The following is a 24319-nucleotide window of genomic DNA, read 5'->3' as shown; positions in this document are numbered from 1 at the left end:
CCGGAGTGCGGCACACCGCGTCCGGGCCCCCCGGATCCGGGGGGCCCGGACGCGTGGCTCAGCCGGGTCGGCCGTAGCTGTTGACCGGCCCGTCGTCGACCCGCTTCATCGTGATCGGCTTGCCGGCCTGGGAGGCGTGTACGACCCAGCCGTCCCCGACGTACATCCCGACGTGGTGCAGGTCGGAGTAGTAGAAGACCAGGTCGCCGGGGCGCAGGTCGGCCCGGCTGACCCGGTCGGTGACCTGGCGCTGCTGCCGGGCGTTGTGCGGCAGCGACACCCCGGCCTTCGCCCAGGCGGCCATGGTCAGCCCGGAGCAGTCGTAGTTGTTGGGGCCGGCCGCGCCCCACACGTACAGCTTGCCGATCTGGGCGCAGGCGAACTTGACGGCCGTGCCGGACGGGCCGCCGGGGTAGCCGGCCGGGCAGGGTGCCGGGCGCAGTGATCCCCCGCCGCCGTTGCCGTAGACCTTCAGCCGCAGCTTCTGCAACTTGTCGATCTCGGTGTTGATCTGCTTCTTCTTCGCCGCCAACTGGGCCTCGGTACGGGTCAGCTGGGCGACCATCTCGTCCAACGGCGCCTTGGTCGCGGCGAGTTCGTCGCGCAGCGCCGCGACGGTCCGCACCTCGCGCTGCTGGCGGCTGGCGAACCGGTCCAGCAACCCCAGCTGCTCGACCACCTGGCTGGGGCTGTGGCTGCCGAGCAGCGCATTGACGGTGGACATGTTCTCGCCCTTGTACGCCTGGACGGCGAGGCCGCTGACCTGGTTCATCGCCTGGTCCACCCGCCGTTGCAGCGGGGCGATCCGCTTGCCCAGTTCGTCGGCCTGCCGGCGCTTGGCGGCCAGGTCGGTGCGGGTGGCGTTGTGCTGCTCGATGATCGGTTCGAGCTTGTTCCAGTCCTGGTCGATCTGTCGTTCGATCTCGGCGACCGAGGGGTCGGCGTGGGCTGCCGTGGCGCCACCGGTCAGGGCGACCGCGACGGCGGCCAGGGTGGCGAGGGTGGTGGTGAAGCGGGACCAACGTGGGCGCGGCACCGTCGTCTCGCGGGCGACCTGGGTCGACCGGCGTGACGGTGGGCGCGGGGCATCGTGTGCCACCGGGCTCCGGGCTCCTTCTTCCTCGACCGCCTACCGGGTTAGCTGACGGGTTCGGGCGGGAAGGGAGCGCCCTACCGCAGTGGTTGCGGATTCACCCCGGCGTACCTGGGTCCCCGGCTCGCCCGGAGGCGACTCGGCGGTGCCGGCCGACGCCACCCCGGGTGGGGCGGACCTGGTGCCGACCGACGATTGACCAGAGTAGAGATGGTCGTTATCGATCCGCAACCCGCCGGGCCGGCACACTCCGTGACCGGAAGACGGGCCAACCCCCGGCCCAGCGGGCCGGGGGTTGGCGTCTGCGCTGGTCAGGGTCGGCGGAAGCCGGCCACCGGCATGTAGTTGATGCTGGTCACCTGGACCGGCTTACCGGTCCGGGGTGCGTGCACCATCATGTCGTTGCCCAGATAGAGGCCGACGTGGTGCAGGTCGCTGAAGAAGAACACCAGGTCGCCGGGGCGGGCCTCGGAGCGTGGGATGGCCTTGCCCTCGTTCCACTGGGCACCGGTGAAGTGGGTCAGCGAGATGCCGGCCGCCTTGTAGGCGAACTGGGTGAGCCCGGAGCAGTCGAACGAGTTCGGCCCGGTGGCGCCCCAGACGTACGGGTCACCGACCTGCGCGCAGGCGGTGGCGATCGCGGTCCGGGCGGCGGAGCTGACCACCCCGTTGATCGTGGGGCAGCCGTTCACCTTGACGGTGGTCTTCGGCATGGCCGCCTGGAGCCGCTTGATCTCGGCGTTGATCTTGGTCTTCTTGGCCGCGAGGTCCTTCTCCTGCTGCACCTCGGCGGCGATCAGGGTGTCGAGCTTCTGCTTCTCGGCGTCGTACTTGCGACGCACCACGAGCACCGCCTCGACCTCCCGCCGCTGCTCGGCGGCGAGCCGGTCCAGAATGGTCAGCTGCGCGGCGAGGGTGCCCGGCCGACTGGTGGTGAGCAGCGCGCTCAACTCCTGCGACGGCCCGGACTTGTAGTAGCGGGAGGCGAGGTCACCCACCCGGCCGAGGGCCAGTTCGCTCTGCAGGGCCAACGGCTCGATCTTCTTCTGCAGGTCGGCCGACTTCTTGCGGTTGACCTTCAGCTGCGCCCGGACCTTGTTGTAGTTCTCGATGGTGGGTTCGAGCTGCTCCCACTGCTTGTCGAGAGCCGCCTCGATCTCCTCGGGCGACGGCGCGGCGTGGGCCGGCACAGCGAGCATCCCGGCACCGACGGCGACCGCCGCGACCACGGTGAGCAGGCGGCGGGCGACCCGCCGAAGGACTGCCGGCCGGGCGGGCGGCTGGCCCTGGACGTGACGTTGAGGGGGCATGGTTGCCACCGGCGTCGACTCCTTTGCAACCGACCGCCGGGCGCCTCGCTAAGGGGAAGAAGGAGGCAGACGACCCACAGCGGCCGGTGCAACATTAGGGGGAGTCCCGGTGGGGAATCAAGGCGGGTGGGCCCTCCATCACATCAGTGCAATCGCTTGCACACAAAGGGTGTTCGCTCAATTTCCAACGATTGCTGTCAATACATCGTCGAGCGTGACCACACCCAGGGGGCGGCGACCGTCGCTCACCAGCACCATGTGCCGCCGCTCGCGTCGCATCGCCAGCAGCAGATCGGCCAGCGTACGGTCCGGTGGCACCACGGCCAGCGGTCGGTAGACCTCGGCCGGCACCGGCGCCCGACGGGACGCCCCGGCGTACCCCAGGACGTCCTTGACGTGCACGAAGCCCAGCACCCGGCGGGTGGAACGCTGCACCACCGGGAAGCGGGACCGGCCGGTGGTGGTCGCCAGCACCTCCAGAGAGGCCGGTGAGACGTCCTCGGCCACCGTGGTCACCGTCGACCACGGCTGCAGCGCGTCCGCCGCCGTCCGGGCGTGCAACGCCAACGCGCCGGTGATCCGGGCGTGCTCCTCGGCGTCGAGCAGCCCCTCGGTACGGGCCTGGGCCACCAACCCGGCCAGCTCCTCGGCGGTGAAGACCGTCTTGACCGCGTCCGCGGCCTCCACCGCCCACAGTCGCAGCACCTGCCGGGACGCCCACTTCATCGCCACCAGCAACGGCTTGGTGGCCAGGCAGAACGCCAACATCGCCGGCCCCAGCCAGAGCGCCGACGGCTCCGGCCCGGCCAGGGTGATGTTCTTCGGCACCATCTCCCCGACCACCGTGTGCAGGAAGACCACCACACCCAGGGCGATCAGGAAGGAGACCGGGTGCACCGCGCCCGCTGGCAGCAGCACCGCGTGGAACACCGGTTCCAGCAGGTGGGCCAGGGCCGGCTCGGCGATCGCGCCCAACCCGAGCGAGCAGACGGTGATGCCGAGCTGCGCCCCGGCGATCATCAGCGGAATCTGGTTCATCGCCGACAACGCCCACCGGGCCCGCTTCGAGGTCACGGCCAACGGCTCCACCACCGTGTGCCGGGACGCGATCAACGCGAACTCGCTGCCCACGAAGAACGCGTTGCCGAGCAGCAGCAGCACCGCGACCAGCAGCTCAGTCATCGACGTGCGGCTCCTCGGGGCGGACCACCCGGACCTGTTCGATGCGGTGCCGCTCCACCTCGACGACGGTGAACTCGTAACCGTCCGCCCCGGTCGTCTCGCCGGGCATCGGAATGTGCCCCAACCGGGCCATCAGGAACCCCGCCAGCGTCTCGTACGGGCCCTCGGGGAGCCGGAACCCGGTCTGCTCGTACAGTTCGTCCTCCCGCAGCACCCCGTCGACCAGGACGGTCCGTTCCCCACCCGGCACGGTCAGCCCGGTGTCGTGGGCGTCGTCCACCGTGGCCGGGTCGAACTCGTCGGCGATCTCCCCGACCAGCTCCTCGACCAGGTCCTCGACGGTCACCACCCCGTCGGTGCCGCCGTACTCGTCGACCACGATCGCCAGGTCGGCCCCGGCGGCCTTCAACGCCGCCAGCACGCCGTCGAGGTCGAGGCTCTCCGGCACGTACACCGGCTCGCGGGCGACCGAGGCGACGGTGGTGCCGGTCCGCGCGGCCAGCGGTACCCCGAGCGCGTCCGGTACGGCCGCGACCCCGGTGACCAGGTCGAGGGTCTCCTCGTAGACCGGGAACCGGGTCCGACCGGTCCGGCGGGACAGGTCGAGCAGCTCGGCGACGGTGGCGGTGGCCCGCAGCGCGATCACGTCCACCCGGGGGGTCATCGCCTCGGCGGCCCGCTTGTCGCCGAAGCGGATGGTGCGCCGCAGCAGCATGGCGGTGTCCGGTGGCAGCGCCCCGGCGCGGGCCGAGATGGCCGCGAGCAGGCCCAGTTCCTCCGGGGAGCGGGCGCTGGCCAACTCCTCCTGCGGCTCCACCCCGAGCTGGCGGACCAGCCGGTTGGCCGAGTTGTTCAGCCCTCTGATCAGCCAGCCGAAGGTCCGCGAGAAGGCCCGCATCGGCCCGGCGGTGGCCAGCGCTGCGGGCATCGGCCGGGCCAGCGCCAGGTTCTTCGGCACCAGCTCGCCGAAGAGCATCGAGAGGAGGGTGGCCAACGCCAGGGCGAGCAGCGGACCGAACCGGTCCGCACCGCCCAGCGGGGCCAGCAGCGGGTCGAACAGCCGGGCGAGGGCCGGTTCGGCCAGGTAGCCGGTGAGCAGCGCGGTGAGGGTGATGCCGAGCTGCGCCCCGGAGAGCTGGAAGGACAGTTCGCGCAGCGCCCGGCGGACGGTGGCGGCGGTGGTGTCGCCGGCCTCGGCCCGCCGGTCGATCTCCGCCCGGTCGACGGTGACCAGGGCGAACTCGGCCGCGACGAAGAACGCGTTGCCGGCGGTCAGCAGCACGAAGCCGACCAGGGGCAACAGCGTACCGAGCAGCAGAGAGTCGATGGGCGTGATTGTTTCACGACCGCGTCCCGCAGTCACCGGGGCGTGGCTCACCGTCACCGGTGTCGTCGGGTCGGCCCAGCGGCGGGACTCGCGCCACCGGGTTAGCGTGGACGGCATGGCACCACTCACCCTCGCCGACGAACTGGTCCTGCTCGCCTACGACGACACCGGGGTGAACCGGCTCGGCCGGCCGCACCTCGACTACGGGCTGTCCGGGGCGGTCCTGCTCGAACTGGCCCTCGCCGCCCGGGTCGAGGTGGCCGACGACCGGCTGGTGGTGACCGACCCGACTCCGGTCGGCCGGCCGGTGCTCGACGACGCCCTCGCCCGGGTGGCCGCCGACGGCAAGCGTCGCCGACCCAAGGACTGGATCAGCCGGCTGGCCAAGGGGCTGCCCGACCGGGTGCTGTCGGGTCTGGTCGACTCGGGGGTGCTGCGCCGGGATTCCGACCGGGTGCTGCTGGTCTTTCCGCGTACCCGCTATCCGTCGCCGACCGGCGCGGAGCCGGCGGCGGAGACGGCGGCCCGGCAGCGGATGCTCGACGCGCTGCTCGCCGACGGCCCGGTGGAGGCCCGGACGGCCGCGCTGCTCGGCCTGACCCGCGCGGTGGGGCTGGACCGCAAGCTCTTCCGGGAGCTGCCCAAGGAGCGGCTCAAGGCCCGCACCACGGAGATCGCCGACGGGGACTGGGCGTCCGCGGCGACGAAGAAGGCGATCGAGGAGACCCAGGCCGCGATCATGATGGCGACCACGGTGACCACCACGGCCGCCATCATCACCACGACGACGTCCTGACCAGCACGACGTCCTGACGACCGCTGCGGCGGCGGCACCGGTGGGTGCCGCCGCCGTCGTGCGTCCGCCCCGGCGGGGGTACGACCTCAGCCGGCGGTCGGCGCGGTCTCCTTCTCGCCCGGGGCGGTGTCCGGCTTGACCGAGCGCAGCAGCACGCTGGCCACGTCGACCACCTCGACCTGCTCGCCGGCGCCCTTGCCGTTCACCCCGTCGTTGAGCATCGTCGAGCAGAACGGGCAGCCGACGGCGACCGTGCGCGCCCCGGTGGACATGGCCTCCTCGACCCGGTCCACGTTGATCCGCTTTCCGATCTTCTCCTCCATCCACATCCGGGCGCCGCCGGCGCCGCAGCAGAAGGAGCGCTCGCTGTTGCGGGGCATCTCGATCAGGGTGCCGTCGGCGCTGCCACCGCCGTTGACGGCGCTGCCGAGCACCTCCCGGGGGGCCGCGAAGACCCGGTTGTGCCGGCCCAGGTAGCAGGGGTCGTGGTAGGTGACGCCGCCGTCGACCGGCTGCACCGGGGTGAGCTTGCCGGTGCTGACCAGGTGGGCCAGGAGCTGGGTGTGGTGGACCACCTCGAACTCGCCACCGAGCTGGCCGTACTCGTTGCCGAGGGTGTTGAAGCAGTGCGGGCAGGTGGCGACGATCTTGCGCTTGGTCTTGTCCCGGCCCTCGAACGCCTCGTTGAGGGTCTCGACGTTCTGCTGGGCGAGCATCTGGAAGACGAACTCGTTGCCGATCCGCCGGGCCGGGTCACCGGAGCAGGTCTCGCCCTCGCCGAGGATGGCGAAGGAGACGCCCGCCTCGTTGAGCAGGGTGGCGACCGCCCGGGTGGTCTTCTTGGCCCGGTCCTCGAACGCCCCGGCGCAGCCGACCCAGAACAGGTACTCGAAGTCGTCGACCTCGCCGACCCGGGGCACCGGGAAGCTCAGGCCCTTGGTCCAGTCCTCGCGGGTGTTCTGCGGGGCACCCCACGGGTTGCCCTTGTTCTCCAGGTTGCGCAGCATGACGCCGGCCTCGGACGGGAAGCTCGACTCGATCAGCACCTGGTAGCGCCGCATGTCGACGATGTGGTCGACGTGCTCGATGTCCACCGGGCACTGCTCGACGCAGGCCCCACAGGTGGTGCAGGACCACAGCACGTCCGGGTCGATCACACCGCCGGCCTCGGCGTCACCGATCAACGGCTTGTCGGCCTCGGCGAGGGTGAGCACGTCGAGGTGGGCGAGCTGCGCGGCGGTGGCCTTCTCCTCACCGGTCAGGTCCTTGCCGCCCCCGGCCAGCAGGTAGGGCGCCTTGGCGTACGCGTGGTCGCGGAGGCTGAGCACGAGCAGCTTGGGCGACAGCGGCTTGCCGGTGTTCCAGGCCGGGCACTGCGACTGGCAGCGCCCGCACTCGGTGCAGGTGCTGAAGTCGAGCAGCCCCTTCCAGGTGAACTGCTCGACCTGGGCGACGCCGAACTGGTCCTTCTCGGGGTCGGCCTCCTCGAAGTCGAGCGGCTTGCCCTGGCTCGTCATCGGCCGCAGCGGGCCGAGCCCGGAGCCGGCCGGCCGGTCCGGCTCGCGCTTGAAGAAGATGTTGAAGAACGCCAGGAAGCGGTGCCAGGCGACGCCCATCGTCACGTTCAGCGCGATGACGATCAGCCAGGTCATCGAGATGACGATCTTGACGAGGGCGGCGATGCTCACGCCGGCCGGCCAGGCGGGCAGCAGCGCGCCGACGGCGTGGCTGACCGGGGTGGCCCAGAGCGGGTACTCGAAGTGGTCGGTGGCGACCTTGAAGCCCCGGATCACGAACCCCATGACCAGCACGGCGAGGACGACCGCCTCGACGAAGTAGCCCTGCCACATGGTGGAGCCGGTGAACCGGGAGCGCCCACCCGGCCGGGTCGGCCGGTTGCGGACCCGGATCGCGATCAGCACTCCGATGCCGACCGTGCCGAGCACCGCGATCACCTCGGTGACCAGGCCGTACACGGCGAGGCCACCGATCAGCGGCAGCCCGCCGGTCGACGAGACGACCTCGAAGTACGCCTCCAGCACGAGCAGTGACAGCACGATGAAGCCGACCATCACGAACCAGTGCGCGGCCCCCACCACGCCCCACCTGAGCATCCGGGTGTGGCCGGCCGTCTCGACCAGCATGGTCTTCGCCCGGGTGCCCTTGTCGGTGAACCGCTCCGGCGCGGGTTGCCCCAGCCGGATGACGGCCACCATCTTCCGCACCGCACGCACCGCGAGCCACACCGCCACCGCGGTGATGGCGGCGGCGAGGACCGTGGTGACGATCTGGACGCTGCCCATCGAGTTGGCCTCCCGGTCTGCTGCCTGGCGAGCGGCGCGGCGGCCGGGACCGGTTCAGGAGGTGCCCGGCCTACCGCCGCCGCACCCCCGACCGGACCGGTCGACGACCTCGCTCCGCTCGGTCATGCGGTGCAGCCTACGCGAAAGTTACCCGACGGTAACGTGAATCTTCTCGCACCAGGCCACGCCGCCCTGCGGACACCATAGGGGGCCCGACGCCGAAGCGCCGGGCTGGGGGCGTACGCGATGACCTGGGTCGTGTCGTGGAGGGCGCCGCAGCGCCGGGCTCAACGCCAGCGGGAGAGCAGCACCAGGGAACCCACCATCGCGCCGAAACCGACCGCGAGGTTCCAGTAACCCCACGAGGCGACCGGATACTCCTGCTCGGAGAGGTAGTAGACCACCAGCCAGCCGATGCCGCCGACGATCAACGCGACAGCGGTCACCGGCAGCCACACCGGGCTAGGCTTGCGCGTCGCCGCGGTCGTCGTCGGACGGACGTCCGTCGGCGGGGTGTACACCTTCTTCTTACGGACCTGAGACTTGGGCACGACGCTCTCCAGAGGGGTGACGACCTCGTCCGGCCTGACAACCGGGCGCGGGGGCGACGGTCCATGGCCAATAATGTTCGACAGCTAGCGTAGTCCGGAAGGCCGGTTCAGGCCATGAATGGGGTCGATCCGGTGCCCACGGTGACCGGATTCGGTCGGGTCGACGCGCCGTGGACGACCCGATCCGCACCGTGACGGACGTCACCAGACGACGGGAGAGGAACGCAGGATGGAGTACACATCCGGTGCGGCGTCCTGGCAGAAGGCCATGCGCCGGGCGGTCGCCGCCTTCCTGCCCCGCCGCCCCCGGCAGCGCCGACCGGGCTGGTCGATCGGCGTGCCGCTGATCGCCGCCGCCGCCGGACTGCTCTTCACCACCACGGCGACCACGGCGGGCGGCACCGCCCTGCGGGAGGACCGCCGGCCCCAGCTCACCCAGCTGATCGAGGACCGCCGGGAGCAGGTGGCCGCCAGCGAGCTGCGCGCCGCCCGGCTGCGCGCCGACGTGGAGGGCGAGACCGAGACGCTGGCCGACACCGACGCACCGATCAAGGAGCAGCGGGACCGCGCCCAGGGCCTCCAACAGGCGGCCGGCTTCACCGCGCTCACCGGCTCCGGGGTGACGGTCGAGTTGAACGACGCCCCCCGCCGCAACGACGGCACCCTGCCCAAGGGCGCCACCAACGACGACCTCGTCGTCCACCAGGGTGACGTGCAGGCCGTGGTCAACGCCCTCTGGGCCGGAGGCGCGGAGGCCATGTCCATCATGAACGTCCGCGTGCTCTCCACCAGCGCGGTACGCTGCGTCGGTAACACCCTGCTGCTGCACGGCCGGGTGTACTCGCCACCATTCAAGATCGTAGCAATCGGCGATCCCGCTGCCCTCCAGCAGGCCCTCGCCGGCTCGCAGGGAGTCGGGTTGTTCAAGCAGGCGGTCGACCACTACCAGCTCGGCTACTCCGAGCACGTCGGCTCCGTCACCGTGCCCGCGTTCGAGGACTCCACGGCGCTGCGATCGGCGACGGTGCCGCGATGACCCGGCAGGGCGGGGGCCCGCACGGCGGCGACCAGCACGACGAGCCGACCGCGTTCCTCCCCAGGGTCGACCGGTCCGCGCCGCCCGCCGCCACCCGCACCGAGCCGGCCCGACCGGAACCCACCGGCCCCTGGCCCGCCCCCGTGCTCCCGGCACGCCAACCGCCACCCGCCTGGCCGGGCGCCCCCGCCCCCGGCACGGGCCACGGTCGGGGCGTACCCGGGAACGGGCCGGTGGAGCACGGCCGGCCGGGACCGGACCGCCCGGCGGACCCGGCGGCCACGGCGCTCCTGCCGGTGGTGCCGGCCCGACCGAACAACCCGGCGCTGGACTCCACCGCCCTGATGGGTGCGGTGCCGCCCGCCCCCGAACACCCCGGCTCCGACGAGCCCGCCCCGCCACCACCCCCGCCCCGGCGGGGTGAGCGGGTCGTGCAGCTGCGCCCGGAACAGACCGGGGAGGGCTACAAGAGCGTCTACTCGGAGCTGACCCGGCCCAGCTTCGGCTCACGGCTGCGCACCGGGGTACGGGTCAGCGGCGAAGTGCTGATCACCTTCGGACTGGTGGTGCTCCTGTTCGCCGGGTACGAGATCTGGGGCAAGTCCGCCCTCGTCGACGCCCACCAGAGCAAACTCAACAAGCAACTGGAACAGGCGTGGGGCCCGACCGGCGATCCGACGGTCAGCCCGAGCACCCCGGCCAAGCAGGTCGCCCCCGCCGAGGGCAAGCCCATCGCCGGGCTCTACATCCCCAGCCTCGACAAGAACTGGGTGGTCGTCGAGGGCGTCACCCAGGAGGACATCCGGTACGCCCCCGGCCACTACCCGAAGAGCGCGCTCCCCGGCGAGGTGGGCAACTTCTCCGTTGCCGGGCACCGCAACCGGGCCACCTTCTGGCGGCTGGACGAGCTGAAGACCGGAGACGCGATCCTGCTGGAGGGCAAGCAGGACTGGTACGTCTACAAGGTCTACCAGACCCGGATCGTCCGCCCCGACCAGGTCGAGGTCGTTGCTCCGGTGCCGGGCGAGCCGAACGCGAAGGCCACCCGCAAACTGCTCACCCTGACCACCTGCAACCCCAAGTTCGACAACTACCAGCGGCTGATCGTCCACGCCGAGCTCGACCGCGCGCAGCCCAAGTCCGAGGGCCCACCGCCGGAACTGCGAGGCTGACCACGGTGTACTCGTTCATCTGGCGCAAGCTGCCCTTCGGGCTGCCCGGCAAGCTCATCGGATCGGTGCTGCTCGCCACCGCGACGGTGGCGCTGCTCTGGTATGTGATCTTCCCCTGGGCCGAGCCGCTGCTGCCCTTCGACGACGTCCAGGTGACCCAGGACTCCGGCAACCCGGGCGGCGACTCCGCCGTCGATCCCGACGCGCCGGCCGGCGACGGGCACGACCTGCCGTACGACACCGACCGCAACAACACCCCACCCGCCCCCTCTCCGGACCAGTGAGCCCATGCGTGTCCTCGTGATCGACAACTACGACTCCTTCGTGTTCAACCTCGTGCAGTACCTGGGCCAGCTCGGGGTGGAGTGCGAGGTCCGACGCAACGACGAGATCGACGTCGCCGAGGTCGGCCGGGTCGGCGCGGCGGGCGTCCTGCTCTCGCCGGGGCCGGGCAGCCCGGACCGCGCCGGCATCTGCCTCGACGTCATCCGCCGGTACGCCGGGGAGCTACCGATCTTCGGCGTCTGCCTCGGCCACCAGGCGATCGGTGAGGCGTTCGGCGGGACCGTCACCCGGGCACCGGAGCTGCTGCACGGCAAGACCTCCGAGGTGCGGCACCACTCCGTCGGAGTGCTGGCCGGCCTGCCGGACCCGTTCACCGCCACCCGCTACCACTCGCTGGCGGTGCTCCCCGAGACGCTCCCCGACGAGCTGGAGGTCACCGGCTGGACGGAGTCCGGTGTGGTGATGGCGATGCGGCACCGGACCCTGCCGATCGAGGGGGTGCAGTTCCACCCGGAGTCGGTGCTCACCGAGGGCGGCCACCTGATGCTGGCGAACTGGGTCGCCGCCTGCGGGCACCCGGAGGCCCTGGAACGCGCCCCGGAGTTGGCCGCCGAGGTCGACGCCCGCCGCCGGGCCGCCTTCGCCACCAACTGACACGGCCGACGCCGCCCGAGCGCCGGGGCACGCGCCGACCGGTGCCGGTGGGTCACCGCCGAAAGAGCCAGGCCCGGTCCAACCGGACCGGGCCTGAACGTCATCGCAGGGTACGGGTCACTGGTCCTCGACCCGGAACGGCGGGGTGGGCAGCGGGAACCCGCCCCCGGTGCCGTCACCGGGCGGTGTGGTGGTCGGCACCGGCGTGGTCGGGGTCGGCGGGGTCGGCGGCTCGGTCACCTCCGGCACGCTCACCACGATGGTGACCGTGCTCCCCTTCGTCTTCTTGGTGCCGGCCTTCGGGTTCTGGCTCTGCACCTTGCCGGCCTCGTCCGCCGGCACCTCCGAGCCGAGTTCGGGGTTGGCCCTGAAACCGGCGTTCTCGATGGCCCGGATGGCTTCCGCCTGGCTGAGGTCCTTGACGTTCGGCACCTCGCGGACGTTGCCCCGGGAGACGGTCAGGGTGACCTTGGTGCCCTCCGGCACCTTCTCCCCCTCGGGCGGGGACACGTCGAGGACGATGTCCTCGTTCTCCTCGCTGTCCTTGTCCACGACGGTGACGACGAACTTCGCGTCCTTCAGGCGGGCCTGCGCGCTGTCGACCTTGCTGCCCTTGAGGCCGGTCGGGATGCTGACCTCGGGCTTGCCGCCGCAGATGTTCACCGTCACCTGACGGTTCTCGGCCAGCGGGGTGCCGGCCGGCGGGTCCTGCCGGGCGACCGTACCCACCTTGCAGGTGCTGTCGAAGACCTGGTCACCGGTCGCCGGCACCAGGCCGGCGTTGCGGATCTCGGTGAAGGCGGCGTCCTGCGTCTTGCCCGCCAGGTTGGGCACCGGGCTCGTCTTGGTCTCGTCGCCGTTCATCAGCAGGGCCGCGACCAGGGCGATCACCGCCAGCACGCCGACCGCCGCGAACGCCGCGATCACCCAGGCGGAACTCTTGCGCCGCTGCGGGTCACCGACCCGGGCCGGGATGTGCCGGGTCTGCTGACCGACCACCTGCGTCGGGTAACCGGCCGCAGCCGCCGCCATCGGGGTGGTCTCGTCCTGGCTCATCACCGGGGTCGCCATCACCGGCCGGCCGGCCGCGGCACGGAGCAGGTCGGCCCGCATCTCACCGGCGCTCTGGTAGCGGTTGAGCGGGTTCTTGGACAGCGCCTTCAGCACGATCGCGTCGATCGCCGGGGTCACGTCCGGGTTGATGTCGCTGGGCGTCGGCGGGGCCTCCCGCACGTGCTGGTACGCCACGCTGACCGGGCTGTCGCCGACGAACGGCGGATGACCGCAGACCAGCTCGAACAGCACGCAGCCGGCGGCGTACACGTCGGAGCGGGCGTCGACGGCCTCACCGCGCGCCTGCTCCGGGGAGAGGTACTGGGCCGTGCCGATCACCGCGCTGGTCTGGGTCATCGTGGTGGCGCCGCTGGCCAGGGCACGGGCGATGCCGAAGTCCATCACCTTGACCTGACCGGTCTGGGTCAGCATCACGTTGCCGGGCTTGATGTCCCGGTGGATGATCCCGTGCCGGTGGCTGAACTCCAGGGCCGCGCACATGTCGGCGCAGATCTCCAACGCCCGGCGCGGCTGGAGCCGCCCCTCGACGCCGAGGACCTCCTTGAGGGTCCGCCCGTTCACGAACTCCATCACGATGAACGGGAGGGTCTCGCCGGTCGGGGCGGTCTCCTCGCCGGTGTCGTAGACGGCGACGATCGCCGGGTGGTTCAGCGAGGCGGCGTTCTGCGCCTCGCGGCGGAACCGCATCTGGAAGGTGGCGTCCCTGGCCAGGTCTGTCCGGAGCATCTTGATCGCGACGTCCCGACCGAGCCGGAGGTCCCGGCCACGGTGCACCTCGGCCATGCCGCCGTAACCGAGCAGCTCGCCGACCTGGTACCTGCCACCGAGCAGGCGGGCCTGGGCTGTCATCGCGTTCGTCGTCCTTCGCTCGTCGTCGTCTCGCCGGCACCCGGTTCGAGCCGTACCACCCGACGGTACGACGTCCCGGCCGGATCGTCGCGTCCGAAGGCACTCAGCGCGCCGGACGTCATCTGGGGCGCGCTGGGATCACCGGCGCTGGTCCGCTGTCGCGCCGCGTAGGCCAGCACCCCGGAACAGACCAGCACCAGTACCGCCAGCAGAATCGCCAGGGTCACCATGCCGGACCGGGAACGCTGTGGCGGGGCCGGGGGTGGGAGCGGCTGCCGGGCGTACCCCATGGGTCGGTCGGCACGCAGCGGGGCCGACGGGACTGCCGCCGCGCCCCGGGGCTGCTGCGGGTAGGGCCGGGTCATCGGGGTGGCCTGGACCGGCGGGCGCTGCTGCGCCACCGGTGGCTGCGGGTGCCGGGCTGCTACCGGCGGCCTGGCCTGACCGCTGACGGGTGGCCGGGACTGCCCACCGACCGGCGGACGGGCCTGCCCGCTGACCGGCGGACGGTGCTGGTGGGCCAGCGCCGCCGGCTGCTGCCGGGGTACGGCGGGCACCTGGGCACGGGCCATCGGGCCGGCGGGGGAGGCCGGCGCCGCCCCGGAGACCGGGCCACCCGAGACCGGACCACCGGAGACCGGGCCACCGGACACCGGGCCGGGATGTCCACCCCCCGCGCGGGCCTGCTGGGAGAGGACCTGCTTGGCCTGCCGGGCAACGGCGGCCAGCGCGGCGGCGCTCGGCCAGCGGTGGCCGGGCTCCTTGGCCATGGCCCGCTCCACGATCGCCTTGACCTGCGGCGGGATGTCCCCGGGCAGGGCCCGGGGAGTGTCCCGGACGTGCCGCATGGCGATTTCGAGGGGGTTGTCGCCCTCGAAGGGTCGCCGACCGGCCAGGCACTGGTAGGCCACGACACCGAGGGCGTACACGTCGGAGGCGGGGGTCGCCACCGCGCCGGTGGCCTGCTCGGGGGAGATGTACGAGGCGGTGCCGAGCACCGATCCGGCGGCGGTGAGCTGACCGACCAGCTCGGACCGGGCGATGCCGAAGTCGGTCAGCACCAGCGTCCCGTTGGGCCGGACGAGCAGGTTGCCCGGCTTGACGTCCCGGTGCACGATGCCCTTCTCGTGGGCGGCGTGCAACGCGTCGGCGGCCTGGGCGAGCAGCGCCATCGTCCGGGCCGGGGTGAGCCGGCCGACCCGGCTGAGCGTCGCCGACAGGGCGTCGCCCTCGACGTACTCCATCACCAGGAAGGCGATCTCCTGGTCGCTGCCGAAGTCGTAGACGTCGACCACGCCGGGGTGGTTGATGGTGGCCATGGTGCGCGCCTCGCCCCGGAACCGTTCGGCGAAGCCGGGCTCGTCGAGCAGCGCCGGGAGCAGGCTCTTCACCGCGACCGTACGGCCCAGCACCTGGTCGGTGCCGCGCCACACGTCGCCCATGCCGCCGCTGGCGATCCGCTCGTCGAGACGGTAGCGGTTGCCGAGCTGCACCCCGGGGCTGAGCATGTCAGCGGCCCCCCGCATCGGCGATGGCCGCCTGCATGATCTTGCCGCCGATCCGGGCCGCCTCGGCGCTGCCGCCGCTGCCGGCCTGCTCCAGCTCCACGCAGACCGCGGAGACGGCGTTGCCGTTCTTGTCCAGGGCGAAGCCGATGAACCAGCCGTGGTCGGGCCGGTCCGGGGCGGACTGCGCGGTGCCGGTCTTGCCACCGACGGTGTAGCCGTCGATGGCCGCCGAGCTGCCGGTGCCGTTCTTGACCACGCTGACCATCATGTCCCGCAGGTCGTCGGCGACCTGGCCGCTGACCGGCTGGCGCAGCTCCCGGGGCTGGGCGTTGTAGTAGCTGGTGGTGCGGTCCGGCCCGAGGAGCTGCTTGACCAGGTAGGGACGCATCTGCCGGCCCTTGTTGGCGACCGAACCGGCGATCAGCGCCCCCTGGAGCGGGGTCATCCGGACGTTGTTCTGGCCGATCGAGGACTGCGCCAGCGCGGCGGGGTCGGTGCCGCCGTCGGGGTTCTGCATGTCGCCGGTCCGGCTGGCCGCCACCGGCAGGCCCCCCTCGCCGAGCTGCCCGACGGTGAGGTCGCCCTGCTCGAAGCCGAACTGCCGGGCCTTCTCCTTCACCGTGTCCGCGCCGAGCTTCACGCCGAGCTGGGCGAAGCCGGTGTTGCACGACTCGGTGACCGCGTCCATCAGGGTGACCTGCGCCTCCGGGCAGATCGACGCGGCGGCGTTACGGATCTCCGTGCCCGACGTCGGCGGGGTCCAGCTCGGCCCGGCCGGGATCTCGGTGTCCTTGCCGACCCCGTTCTCCAGGGCGGCGGCGGCGATCACGATCTTGAAGGTGGAGCCGGGCGGCAGCACCTCCGACAGCGCCCGGTTCTTCAGCGGGCCGTCCGGGTCCTGCTCGTACTTGTTGTAGGCCGCGGAGGCGACGTTGGTGTCGTGGTCGACCAGCGGGTTCGGGTCGAAGCTGGGCATCGAGACCAGCGCCTGCACCGCACCGGTACGCGGGTCGATGGCGATGGCCGCGCCCTTCTTCACCCCGTTGCGGTTGTTGCGCAACTGCTCGTAGGCGGTGTCCTGGGCCCGCTTCGAGATGCTCAGCAGCACGTTGCCGCCGCCGCTCTCGTCGCCGGTGAACATGTCCTTGATCCGGTTGCCGAGCAGGGCGTCGCTGGTTCCGGCGAGGAAGTCGTTCTCCAGCCGTTCGATGCCGGTGTCACCCAGGTTGACCGGCTTGTAGCCGAGCACGTGGGCGTACTTCGTCCCCGCCGGGTAGCTGCGCTGGAACTTCAGCTTGCCGCCGGTCTCCTTGCTGGTGGCCACGGCGGTGCCGCCGGCCTCGATGTTGCCCCGCCGGCGCTCGTACTCGGCCACCTGGACCCGGCCGTTGTAATCGCTGTTGCGGTATTCGTCCGCCTTGTAGGCCTGGATCCAGTTCAGGTTGGCGAAGAGCAGACCGAACAGGACCATGACGACGACGCCGACGCGGCGCAGGGGCGCGTTCACGGGCGGATCACCTCCGTGGGAGCACCGTGCAGCTGTTCCGGCGGGCCGCCACCCGGCCGGGCCGCCGGGCCGCCACCCTGGGCCACCGGCCGCCGGGCGGCGTCGGAGATACGCAGCAGCACCGCGATGAGCAGCCAGTTCGCCATCAGCGACGAGCCACCTGCGGACAGGAACGGGGTGGTCTGACCGGTCAGCGGAATGAGCTTGCTGATCCCGCCGACGATCACGAAGACCTGGAGCCCCAGGGTGAAGGCGAGACCACCGGCGACCAGCTTGCCGAACGAGTCCCGCACCGCCAGCCCGGCCCGCAGCCCCCGCTCGACGACGAGCAGGTAGACCACCAGCAGCGCGGTCAACCCGAACAGGCCGATCTCCTCACCGATGCCGGCGAAGATGAAGTCGTTCTGCACCTCGGGGATCTCCAGCGGCTCCCCGGCGCCCGGCCCGGACCCGAACAGGCCACCGCTGCCCAGGCCGAGCAGCCCCTGCACCAGCTGGTAACCCCGGTCGTACGGCTCGGCGAACGGGTCGAGCCAGATCTCCGCGCGGGTGTAGAAGTTGGCGAACGGCCCACCCACCGTGCCACCGAGCACGTACGCGAGGTAGGCGCCGCCGAAGAAGAGGACGAGACCGATCAGCAGCCAACTGACCCGTTCGGTGGCGATGTAGAGCGTCACCACGAACATGCCGAAGTAGAGCAGCGACGTGCCGAGGTCCTTCTCGAAGACCAGGACCAGCAGGCTGATCAGCCAGACCCCGACCACCGGGCCGAGATCCCGGCCACGCGGGAAGTCGATGCCGAGGACGCGGCGGCTGGCCAGCGACAGCACCTCACGCTTGCGGACCAGGTAGTAGGCGAAGAAGACAAGCAGTGCCAGCTTGGCGAACTCACCGGGCTGGATGCTGAACCCACCGACCCGGATCCACAGCTTCGCGCCGTTGATCTCGGAGAACCGGCCGGGCAGCACCGCCGGGATCATCACCAGCACGATGCCGGCCAACCCCAGCGTGTACGCGTACCGGGAGACCGCCCGGTGGTCGCGCATCACCACCAGCAGCCCGGCGGCCAGGATCACCGCGGCCAGCGTCCAGGCCAGCTGGCGGCCACCGGTGCCGGCGAAGATGGCCAGCGTCTCCCGGTCGGCGGGGGCGGCCTTGCCCAGGTCGAGGCGACGCAGGAAGCCCACCCCGATGCCGTTGAGCAGGGCCACCGCCGGCAGCAGGGCCGGATCGGCGAACGGTGCCAACCACCTGATCACCAGGTGCATACCGAAGAAGACCAGCCCCAGTGCGGCGGCCGGCATCCAGAAGTCGCGGGTGACGGTGTCGAGCAAATTAGCCTCGACGATCGCCCCGTACGCGGCCACCAGCACCATCGCCAGCGCCAGCAGGGACAGTTCGGCGTTACGCCGGGACCGCGCCATACGTACGCCGGGCCGCTCGCCCGTCGTGGCGGGCGAGACTACCGGCTGGGCCGCTGCGGTCAAGAAGGTGTCCCTCGGATCTCAGCCGGCGGTCACTCGGGCGACCGGCAGCCCGCCGGGTCTCCGGCCGGCGGAACCGCGTCGGAGGCCGAGGCGTCGGGTGTGGTGGACGGCGTGGGGGTGAAGGTGGTCCCCGTGCTGCCGGTCGGGCCGGGGCTGGGCGTACCGGGACCGGGCGTCACCGGCGGGTTCGCCGGCACCGGGGAGCCGGTGACGAGGGAGGGAACCGGCGGGCAGACCGGCTTCAGGTTCGGGTTGCCCGGGTCCTCGCTGGTCAGCTCGGCCAACCGGCGCAGCGCGTCCGGCCGGCTCTTGGCCTGGATGCCCTGCTTGACCTGCTCCTGGGCGGCCAGGGTCAGGTCGTCGAGCTTGGCCTGGCTGGTCGAGTTCACGCTGGACAGGTCGAGGCCGGCGACCTGGCCGGGGACCCCCCGGAAGACCGCGAGCTGCCCGTTGTCGGTCGCCCCGACGTAATACTGCCGCTGGGTGTAGCTCCAGCCGGCGAAGAGGCCACCACCGAGGATGACCAGCAGGGCCGCCAGCATCGCCACGGTACGCAGCGGCCGGCGGGGGCGCTCCGGGTCGTCGTCCCGGTTGGCGGCGGGTTCCTCCGGTGCGGGCGGGCGCGGGGCGGACAGCGCCGACGCGCGGGCCGCCGGGGTGGAGTCGTCGGCCGCGGTGGCCATCCCCCGGTCCCGGGCGGCGGCTCCACCGACGATCGGGCTCGCCTCGACGATGTCCTGGTCGGTGGCGTCCGCGATGATCACGGTGATGTTGTCCGGTCCGCCGCCGCGCAGGGCGAGCTGCACCAGCCGCTCGACGCACTGCTGCGGGTCGGTGTACTCCCGGAGGCTGTCACCGATGGTCTCCGCGCTCACCACGCCGGAGAGGCCGTCGCTGCAGATCAGGTAGCGGTCCCCGGGCAGCACCTGCCGGACGCTGTATTCCGGGTCGATGTCCCGGCCGTCGAGGGCGCGGGTGAGCAGCGAGCGCTGGGGGTGGCTGCTCGCCTCCTCCGCGCTGATCCGTCCCTCGTCGACGAGCATCTGGACGTAGGTGTCGTCCTTGGTGATCTGGGCGAACTCGCCGTTGCGCAGGAGGTAGGCACGCGAGTCGCCGATGTGGACCATGCCGAGCTTGCTGCCCGAGAAGAGGGTCGCGGTGAGCGTGGTGCCCATCCCCTCCAGCTGCGGGTTGGCGTCCACGGTGTCGCGGAGCTGCTGGTTGGCGGTGCCCACGGCCGATCGCAGCGCGTCGACGAGCGCGTCCCCCGGGACGTCCTCGTCGAGCGGCGCCATGGCACCGATGACGATGTTGCTGGCGACGTCACCGGCGGCCATGCCGCCCATGCCGTCGGCGACGGCGAGGAGCCGCGGCCCGGCGTAGACGGAGTCCTGGTTTCCGTCTCGGATCAGACCGCGGTCGCTGTGGGCCGCATAGCGCAGGGTCAGAGTCATGGCCGTAATTCGAGAGAGGTGCGGCCGATACGGATCGGCACGCCGAGGGGGACGGGGGTCGGTCCGGTGACCTTAGCGCGATCGAGGTACGTGCCGTTAGTCGAGCCGAGATCCTCGACGAACCACTGACCGTCCCGGGGCACCAGCCGGGCGTGCCGCGCGGAGGCGTAGTCGTCGGTGATGACGAGGGTGGAGTCCTCGGCCCGACCGATGGTGATCTGCGCTTCGCCGAGGGTGATCCGGGTGCCGGCGAGCTGGCCGGCGGTGACCACCAACTGGTGGGCCGCCCGGCCCCGCTTCGCCTTCGCCGGTTTCGCCGCCTGCTGCTGGGTCGAGGCGCCGACCCCCCGCGGCGCGGCCACCAGCCGGCCCGACCGGGCACCGGCGAACAGATCCCGACGGATGACACCCACCACCGTGAACACGAAGATCCACAGCAGGATGAGGAACCCGAACCGGGCGACGGTGATGACGAGTTCCGGCAAGGCGGGTCAGCCGTCCACGCGGAAGGTCAGCGTCGTGGTGCCGAGCTGGATCATGTCGCCCGGGTTGAGGGCGACCGCCGAGACCCGCTGGCCGTTGACCATGGTCCCGTTGGTGGACCCGAGATCGGTCAGCACCACCTGGCCGCCGTCGAAGTCCAGCCGGGCGTGCCGCCGGGAGATCCCGACGTCGGGCAGGCGCAGGTTGGCCTGGTCGCCCCGGCCGATCACGGTCGAGCCCATCTGCAACGGATAGGTGCGGCCGTCGCCCGAGACCAGCCGGACGTTGCGCGCGCCGCCACCGCCGTGGCCGGGCGGCGGGCCGTAGCCACCGCCCTGGTCGTACGCCGGGTAGGCCGGCGGGCCGGGGTCGTAGCCGCCCGGGGAGGACACCGGGGCGACCTCGCCGCCGGTGTAGACCTCGGCGGTGACCCGGAACATGCCGGTGTCCAGCCCCTCGCCCCGCTCGACCTCGACGATCACGTCGCCGTAGACCGTCCACGCCTGCTCACCGATGAACTCCGCCTGTGACTGGGCCAGCTCCTGGGCCAACGCAGCGGCGTACGGCGCCAACCGACTGTGGTCGTACGGGGAGAGATCGATCACGTAGCGGTTGGGCACCAGGGTGCGGCCACCAGCGAGGATGGCCTTGTGCGCCTCGGCCTCCCGCTGCATGGCGTTGAGGATCTCCACGGGGTGGACCACCCCTTTGAAGACCTTGGCGAAGGCCCCTTCGACCAGGCCTTCCAGACGCTTCTCGAAGCGTTGCAGCACGCTCACCGGCTCCTCCTCGGGTCCCGAGGACATGATGGTATCTGGACGGCGCGCGTGCAGCTCGCGCGCCGCTCGGCCACCGCGCGGCGGCCCGTTCGGAGCGGCCCCCAGGCCCGTGCTACTCTTTCGTCCGCCACGAAGGGTGACCGCTCGCAGGAACGGTAACCGGTCGAGGCGAGACCGCAGGACCGGGTAGGATGTTCCGGGCCCGCCGGAGACGGCGGGGTCGACGCACCACCGCGTTCGACGGTCGTGCCACGGGGATGTGGCGGAATGGCAGACGCGCACGGTTCAGGTCCGTGTGTCCGAAAGGACGTGGGGGTTCAACTCCCCCCATCCCCACCATCAGACGAGGGCTCCGCAGTCGCGGGGCCCTCACTTCGTATCGGGGCGTACCGGACGTCAGGCTATGCTCCGGTGGTTTTTCCAGCCTCCTACCTTTGACCAGGGGTGTCGTGTGAGTGTCGCGTTGGTGACCGGGTCGGGCGGTCTGATCGGTTCCGAGGCGGTCCGGCACTTCGCCGGGCTCGGTCTGGACGTGGTCGGCATCGACAACGACATGCGGCAGGAGTTCTTCGGCGCCGAGGCCTCGACCGCGTGGAACGTCCGGCGGCTGACCGACGAGCTGGGGTCGGCGTACGCGCACCACAGCATCGACATCCGCGACCGGGACACCCTCGGCAAGCTCTTCGCCCGGTACGGCCGGGACATCGCCGTGGTGATCCACACCGCCGCCCAGCCGTCGCACGACTGGGCGGTACGGGACCCGTTCACCGACTTCGACGTCAACGCCGGTGGCACCCTCAACGTCCTGCAGAACGTGCGGGAGCACTGCATCGAGGCGCCGGTGATCCACTGCTCGACCAACAAGGTCTACGGGGACCGCCCCAACAGCCTGCCGCTGGTGGAGCAGGAGACCCGCTGGGAGATCGAGTCGGGCCACCCGTACGAGCAGGGCATCCGCGAGGACATGTCGATCGACGCCTGCCTGCACTCGGTCTTCGGGGCCTCCAAGGTCGCCGCGGACGTGATGGTGCAGGAGTACGGCCGCTACTTCGACATGCGCACGGCCTGCTTCCGGGGCGGCACGCTGACCGGCCCGGCGCACTCCGCGACCGAGCTGCACGGCTTCCTCGGGTACGTGATGCGGGCCAACATGGAGCACCGCACCTACAAGATCTTCGGCTACCAGGGCAAACAGGTCCGCGACGCCATCCACAGCTCCGACGTGGTGTCGGCGTTCGAGGCGTTCTTCCGTGAGCCGCGCTCGGCGGCGGTCTACAACCTCGGTGGCGGTCGGCACTCCAACACCTCCAACCGGGAGGCGTTCGCGCTGGCCGAGCAGATCACCGGCCAGGAGATGATCACCGAGTACGTCGACGCGAACCGGATCGGCGACCACAAGTGGTGGATCGGCTCGAACGAGGCGTTCCAGGCCGACTACCCGGGCTGGAAGCAGGTCTACGACGTACCCATGATCATGCGGGAGATCTACCAGGCCAACGTCGACAAGTGGGTGCCGGGAGCATGACCGCACAGGGCAAGCGCAACGTCCTCGGCGTCCTGGTCGACGCCACCGACTACACCTCGGCCACCGAGCAGGTCGTCGCGGCGGCCCGGGACCGCCGGCCGTTGGCGCTGACCGCGCTGGCCGTGCACGGGGTGATGACCGGGGTGCTCGACCCGGCGCACAACGCCCGGCTCAACTCCTTCGACGTGGTCACCCCGGACGGCCAGCCGGTGCGCTGGGCGCTCAACCTGCTGCACCACGCCGGCCTGGCCGACCGGGTCTACGGCCCGACGCTGACCCTGCACGTGCTGCGCCGCTTCGCCGACGAGGGCCTGCCGGTCTACCTGTACGGCTCGACCGAGGAGACCTTGGCGAAGCTGATCCCGGCGCTGGAGCGGATGTTCCCGGCCCTGAAGATCGCCGGGGTGGAGCCGTCGAAGTTCCGCGCGGTGCAGCCCGGCGAGGACGTGGAGATCGCCGACCGGATCCGGGCCAGCGGTGCCCGGTTGGTCCTGGTCGGCCTGGGCTGCCCCCGCCAGGAGGTCTTCACGTACGCGATGCGGCCCCTGCTGGACATGCCGCTGATGGCCGTCGGCGCGGCCTTCGACTACCACGCCGGCCTGCTCCGGCAGCCGCCGCCGTGGATGCAGCGGGCCGGCCTGGAGTGGTTCTGGCGGCTCGGCCTGGAGCCGAAGCGGCTCTGGCGGCGGTACGTCATCCTCAACCCCGCCTACCTGACCCGCCTCGCCGGCCAGAAGACCGGCCTGTGGAAGGCCCGGCCACCGGCCCCGGCCACCGAACGGCCGGCCACCTTCGCGGTCTGAGGGTCCACTGCGGATCCCGGCCGGCCGACTGACCGGTCCACCCCTACGGGGGCGCGTCCGGGTGGAACAGGGGCCCGCCCCGGATTCACCGCCCGCCGTTGTGGGCAAGGCTGTGTCCATGGATGGGCATCTCATCGTGTTGCTGTCGATCGCCGCCGTCTGGCTCGCCGCCGGCGTCGTGGCGGACGGCCTCCCCCGGCTGGATCGGGCCCGCGCACTGCGACGGCGTACCGGATGGCTGCTCGCCCTCTCCGTGGCCGGGCTCGCACTGACCGCGACGGTGCTGGTCGCCGGCACGGTCAGCGGTGGGGACACCCCGGTCGACCGGGCCGCCGGGCAGCTTCCACTGGTGGCGGTGCCGGCGCTCGCGGTGGCGGTCTGCACGGTGCGCCGGGTCCGCAGGTTGCGGGCGGGCGCGGGCGCGTTCGCCGCCGCGCCGGAGACCCCCGCGCCGTACGGTCTACGGGCCGCCGCCGGGCACCCGCTGGTCGGTCTACCGGTGCAGGTGACCGCGCTGGCCACCGTGCCGGGGCTGCTCACCGCCGCCGGGCTGGACCTGGGTGCCGGCAACGGGGTCACCGGGGTCGCGCTCACCGTCGGCGGGTTGGCCGTCCTCGCCATCGGGGTACGCCACGGCCTGCGGCACAACCGGCTCACGGAGCGGACGCTGCCGGGCACCGGACCCGCGCTGGTCGGCCTGCCCGCCTCACCGGCTGCGGCCGGCTCCCTGCACGTATAGCAGTTCCAGGATCGCCCGGGTCGCCTCGAACCACCGGTCCAGCCAGCCGGGCGGCGGTACGCTCCCCTTGGGCGGCAACTCCAGCAGCAGGCCACGCAGCAGCGGGTGGTCGATCATCGACTCGGGTGCCTCCGTGTACCAGGTGTCCTTGGGAAACGACGGCTCGGCGAGCGGGTTCGGGTCGAGCGACGTCATCGGTGGCCCGGCCTGCTCGGGTGCGAGGACACCGTCGCCATCGAAGTCGGTGTCGCCGGCGCCCACCTCGGTGAGCATCGTGTCGCGGCGGGCGCTGCGGTACTTGCCGCCGAAGCGCTCGACCCGGCCCGGGCCGTGGGTGAGGTTTTCTGAACCGATCGTCGTCATGTGCTCTCGCCTGCCTCGCTTGGTTGCCGCCGCGTGTGG

At 71.7% G+C, this 24319-nt stretch carries 21 protein-coding genes, 1 tRNA gene, 1 pseudogene and 1 riboswitch; of the genes and pseudogenes, 9 read left to right on the top strand and 14 right to left on the bottom strand.

Annotated features, from left to right (window positions below):
- Window positions 1-58 precede the first annotated feature (58 nt).
- From JQN83_RS34010 to JQN83_RS01760, 4 genes are all read right to left on the bottom strand, one after another.
- On the bottom strand, window positions 59-1099 hold the full coding sequence (locus tag JQN83_RS34010) for a C40 family peptidase (protein WP_208565242.1): 1041 nt from the start codon (window positions 1097-1099) through the stop codon (window positions 59-61).
- Window positions 1100-1111: 12 nt separating this feature from the next.
- A riboswitch (cyclic di-AMP (ydaO/yuaA leader) is annotated at window positions 1112-1248 on the bottom strand.
- A gap of 156 nt (window positions 1249-1404) precedes the next feature.
- Complete coding sequence (locus JQN83_RS01770) at window positions 1405-2403, bottom strand: C40 family peptidase (protein WP_208565241.1); 999 nt, start codon at window positions 2401-2403, stop codon at window positions 1405-1407.
- A gap of 177 nt (window positions 2404-2580) precedes the next feature.
- Window positions 2581-3585, bottom strand: coding sequence for a hemolysin family protein (locus tag JQN83_RS01765; RefSeq protein WP_208565240.1), 1005 nt, complete (start codon window positions 3583-3585; stop codon window positions 2581-2583).
- Complete coding sequence (locus tag JQN83_RS01760) at window positions 3578-4885, bottom strand: hemolysin family protein (RefSeq protein WP_244251671.1); 1308 nt, start codon at window positions 4883-4885, stop codon at window positions 3578-3580. The genes JQN83_RS01765 and JQN83_RS01760 overlap by 8 nt, the downstream gene beginning before the upstream one ends.
- Before the next feature lie 142 nt (window positions 4886-5027).
- Here JQN83_RS01760 and JQN83_RS01755 point away from each other — a divergent pair, with 142 nt between their 5' ends.
- Window positions 5028-5708 carry a GOLPH3/VPS74 family protein gene (locus JQN83_RS01755; RefSeq protein WP_244251548.1) on the top strand — a complete coding sequence of 227 codons (681 nt, stop codon included), beginning with the start codon at window positions 5028-5030 and terminating at the stop codon, window positions 5706-5708.
- 86 nt (window positions 5709-5794) lie between these two features.
- Here JQN83_RS01755 and JQN83_RS01750 read toward each other — a convergent pair whose 3' ends face one another.
- Complete coding sequence (locus tag JQN83_RS01750) at window positions 5795-8011, bottom strand: (Fe-S)-binding protein (RefSeq protein WP_208565237.1); 2217 nt, start codon at window positions 8009-8011, stop codon at window positions 5795-5797.
- Between the two features lie 287 nt (window positions 8012-8298).
- On the bottom strand, window positions 8299-8562 hold the full coding sequence (locus tag JQN83_RS01745; RefSeq protein ID WP_208565236.1) for a cell division protein CrgA: 264 nt from the start codon (window positions 8560-8562) through the stop codon (window positions 8299-8301).
- Window positions 8563-8791: 229 nt separating this feature from the next.
- On the opposite strand from JQN83_RS01745, the gene JQN83_RS01740 reads away from it, so the two are divergent.
- The 4 genes and pseudogenes from JQN83_RS01740 (at window position 8792) to JQN83_RS01725 (ending at window position 11709) form a co-directional block, all read left to right on the top strand.
- A complete protein-coding gene (locus JQN83_RS01740) occupies window positions 8792-9598 on the top strand; it encodes a DUF881 domain-containing protein (protein ID WP_208565235.1) in 807 nt (268 codons plus the stop codon).
- A gap of 17 nt (window positions 9599-9615) precedes the next feature.
- Window positions 9616-10770 (top strand): annotated as a pseudogene (locus tag JQN83_RS01735) (class E sortase); the annotation flags it as partial.
- A gap of 5 nt (window positions 10771-10775) precedes the next feature.
- Entirely contained in the window at window positions 10776-11054 is a 279-nt protein-coding gene (locus JQN83_RS01730; RefSeq protein WP_208565233.1) for a hypothetical protein, read from the top strand.
- A 4-nt stretch (window positions 11055-11058) separates the two neighbouring features.
- Window positions 11059-11709, top strand: a complete 651-nt coding sequence (locus JQN83_RS01725; protein WP_208565232.1) for an aminodeoxychorismate/anthranilate synthase component II — start codon at window positions 11059-11061, stop codon at window positions 11707-11709.
- A 117-nt stretch (window positions 11710-11826) separates the two neighbouring features.
- Here JQN83_RS01725 and pknB read toward each other — a convergent pair whose 3' ends face one another.
- The 7 genes from pknB to JQN83_RS01690 all read right to left on the bottom strand — a co-directional run bounded on the left by pknB (window position 11827) and on the right by JQN83_RS01690 (window position 20877).
- Window positions 11827-13632, bottom strand: coding sequence for a Stk1 family PASTA domain-containing Ser/Thr kinase (gene pknB, locus JQN83_RS01720; RefSeq protein ID WP_208565231.1), 1806 nt, complete (start codon window positions 13630-13632; stop codon window positions 11827-11829).
- On the bottom strand, window positions 13629-15140 hold the full coding sequence (locus tag JQN83_RS01715) for a serine/threonine-protein kinase (RefSeq protein ID WP_208565802.1): 1512 nt from the start codon (window positions 15138-15140) through the stop codon (window positions 13629-13631). Before JQN83_RS01715 ends, pknB begins: the two co-directional genes overlap by 4 nt.
- A 1-nt stretch (window position 15141) precedes the next feature.
- A complete protein-coding gene (locus tag JQN83_RS01710) occupies window positions 15142-16647 on the bottom strand; it encodes a peptidoglycan D,D-transpeptidase FtsI family protein (protein WP_208565230.1) in 1506 nt (501 codons plus the stop codon).
- Window positions 16644-18071: an FtsW/RodA/SpoVE family cell cycle protein gene (locus tag JQN83_RS01705; RefSeq protein WP_208565229.1), complete on the bottom strand. Its 1428-nt coding sequence runs from the start codon at window positions 18069-18071 to the stop codon at window positions 16644-16646. The genes JQN83_RS01710 and JQN83_RS01705 overlap by 4 nt, the downstream gene beginning before the upstream one ends.
- A 92-nt stretch (window positions 18072-18163) precedes the next feature.
- On the bottom strand, window positions 18164-19588 hold the full coding sequence (locus tag JQN83_RS01700; RefSeq protein ID WP_208565228.1) for a PP2C family protein-serine/threonine phosphatase: 1425 nt from the start codon (window positions 19586-19588) through the stop codon (window positions 18164-18166).
- The gene (locus JQN83_RS01695; protein WP_208565227.1) at window positions 19585-20073 is read right to left on the bottom strand and encodes an FHA domain-containing protein FhaB/FipA; all 489 of its coding nucleotides are present in this window, start codon (window positions 20071-20073) and stop codon (window positions 19585-19587) included. Before JQN83_RS01695 ends, JQN83_RS01700 begins: the two co-directional genes overlap by 4 nt.
- 6 nt (window positions 20074-20079) lie before the next feature.
- On the bottom strand, window positions 20080-20877 hold the full coding sequence (locus JQN83_RS01690) for an FHA domain-containing protein (RefSeq protein WP_208565226.1): 798 nt from the start codon (window positions 20875-20877) through the stop codon (window positions 20080-20082).
- Window positions 20878-21103: 226 nt separating this feature from the next.
- Between JQN83_RS01690 and JQN83_RS01685 the strand changes: the two genes are divergently transcribed.
- The 4 genes from JQN83_RS01685 (at window position 21104) to JQN83_RS01670 (ending at window position 23917) form a co-directional block, all read left to right on the top strand.
- Window positions 21104-21189: transfer RNA gene (locus JQN83_RS01685), tRNA-Leu, on the top strand.
- Between the two features lie 112 nt (window positions 21190-21301).
- Window positions 21302-22375 (top strand): NAD-dependent epimerase/dehydratase family protein, encoded by a 1074-nt coding sequence (locus JQN83_RS01680; RefSeq protein ID WP_208565225.1) that lies wholly within the window; start codon window positions 21302-21304, stop codon window positions 22373-22375.
- Window positions 22372-23178 carry a WecB/TagA/CpsF family glycosyltransferase gene (locus JQN83_RS01675; protein ID WP_208565224.1) on the top strand — a complete coding sequence of 269 codons (807 nt, stop codon included), beginning with the start codon at window positions 22372-22374 and terminating at the stop codon, window positions 23176-23178. Before JQN83_RS01680 ends, JQN83_RS01675 begins: the two co-directional genes overlap by 4 nt.
- Window positions 23179-23296: 118 nt before the next feature.
- Entirely contained in the window at window positions 23297-23917 is a 621-nt protein-coding gene (locus JQN83_RS01670) for a hypothetical protein (protein WP_244251545.1), read from the top strand.
- Here the strand turns inward: JQN83_RS01670 and JQN83_RS01665 are convergent.
- Window positions 23885-24280 carry a hypothetical protein gene (locus JQN83_RS01665; RefSeq protein ID WP_208565223.1) on the bottom strand — a complete coding sequence of 132 codons (396 nt, stop codon included), beginning with the start codon at window positions 24278-24280 and terminating at the stop codon, window positions 23885-23887. The genes JQN83_RS01670 and JQN83_RS01665 overlap by 33 nt on opposite strands.
- Between the last annotated feature and the right edge of the window lie 39 nt (window positions 24281-24319).

The sequence above is a fragment of the Micromonospora antibiotica genome (assembly GCF_017599305.1).
Lineage (GTDB): Bacteria > Actinomycetota > Actinomycetes > Mycobacteriales > Micromonosporaceae > Micromonospora > Micromonospora antibiotica.
Note: the sequence above shows the minus strand (reverse complement) of the source record. Positions and strands in the feature narration are given on the sequence as shown.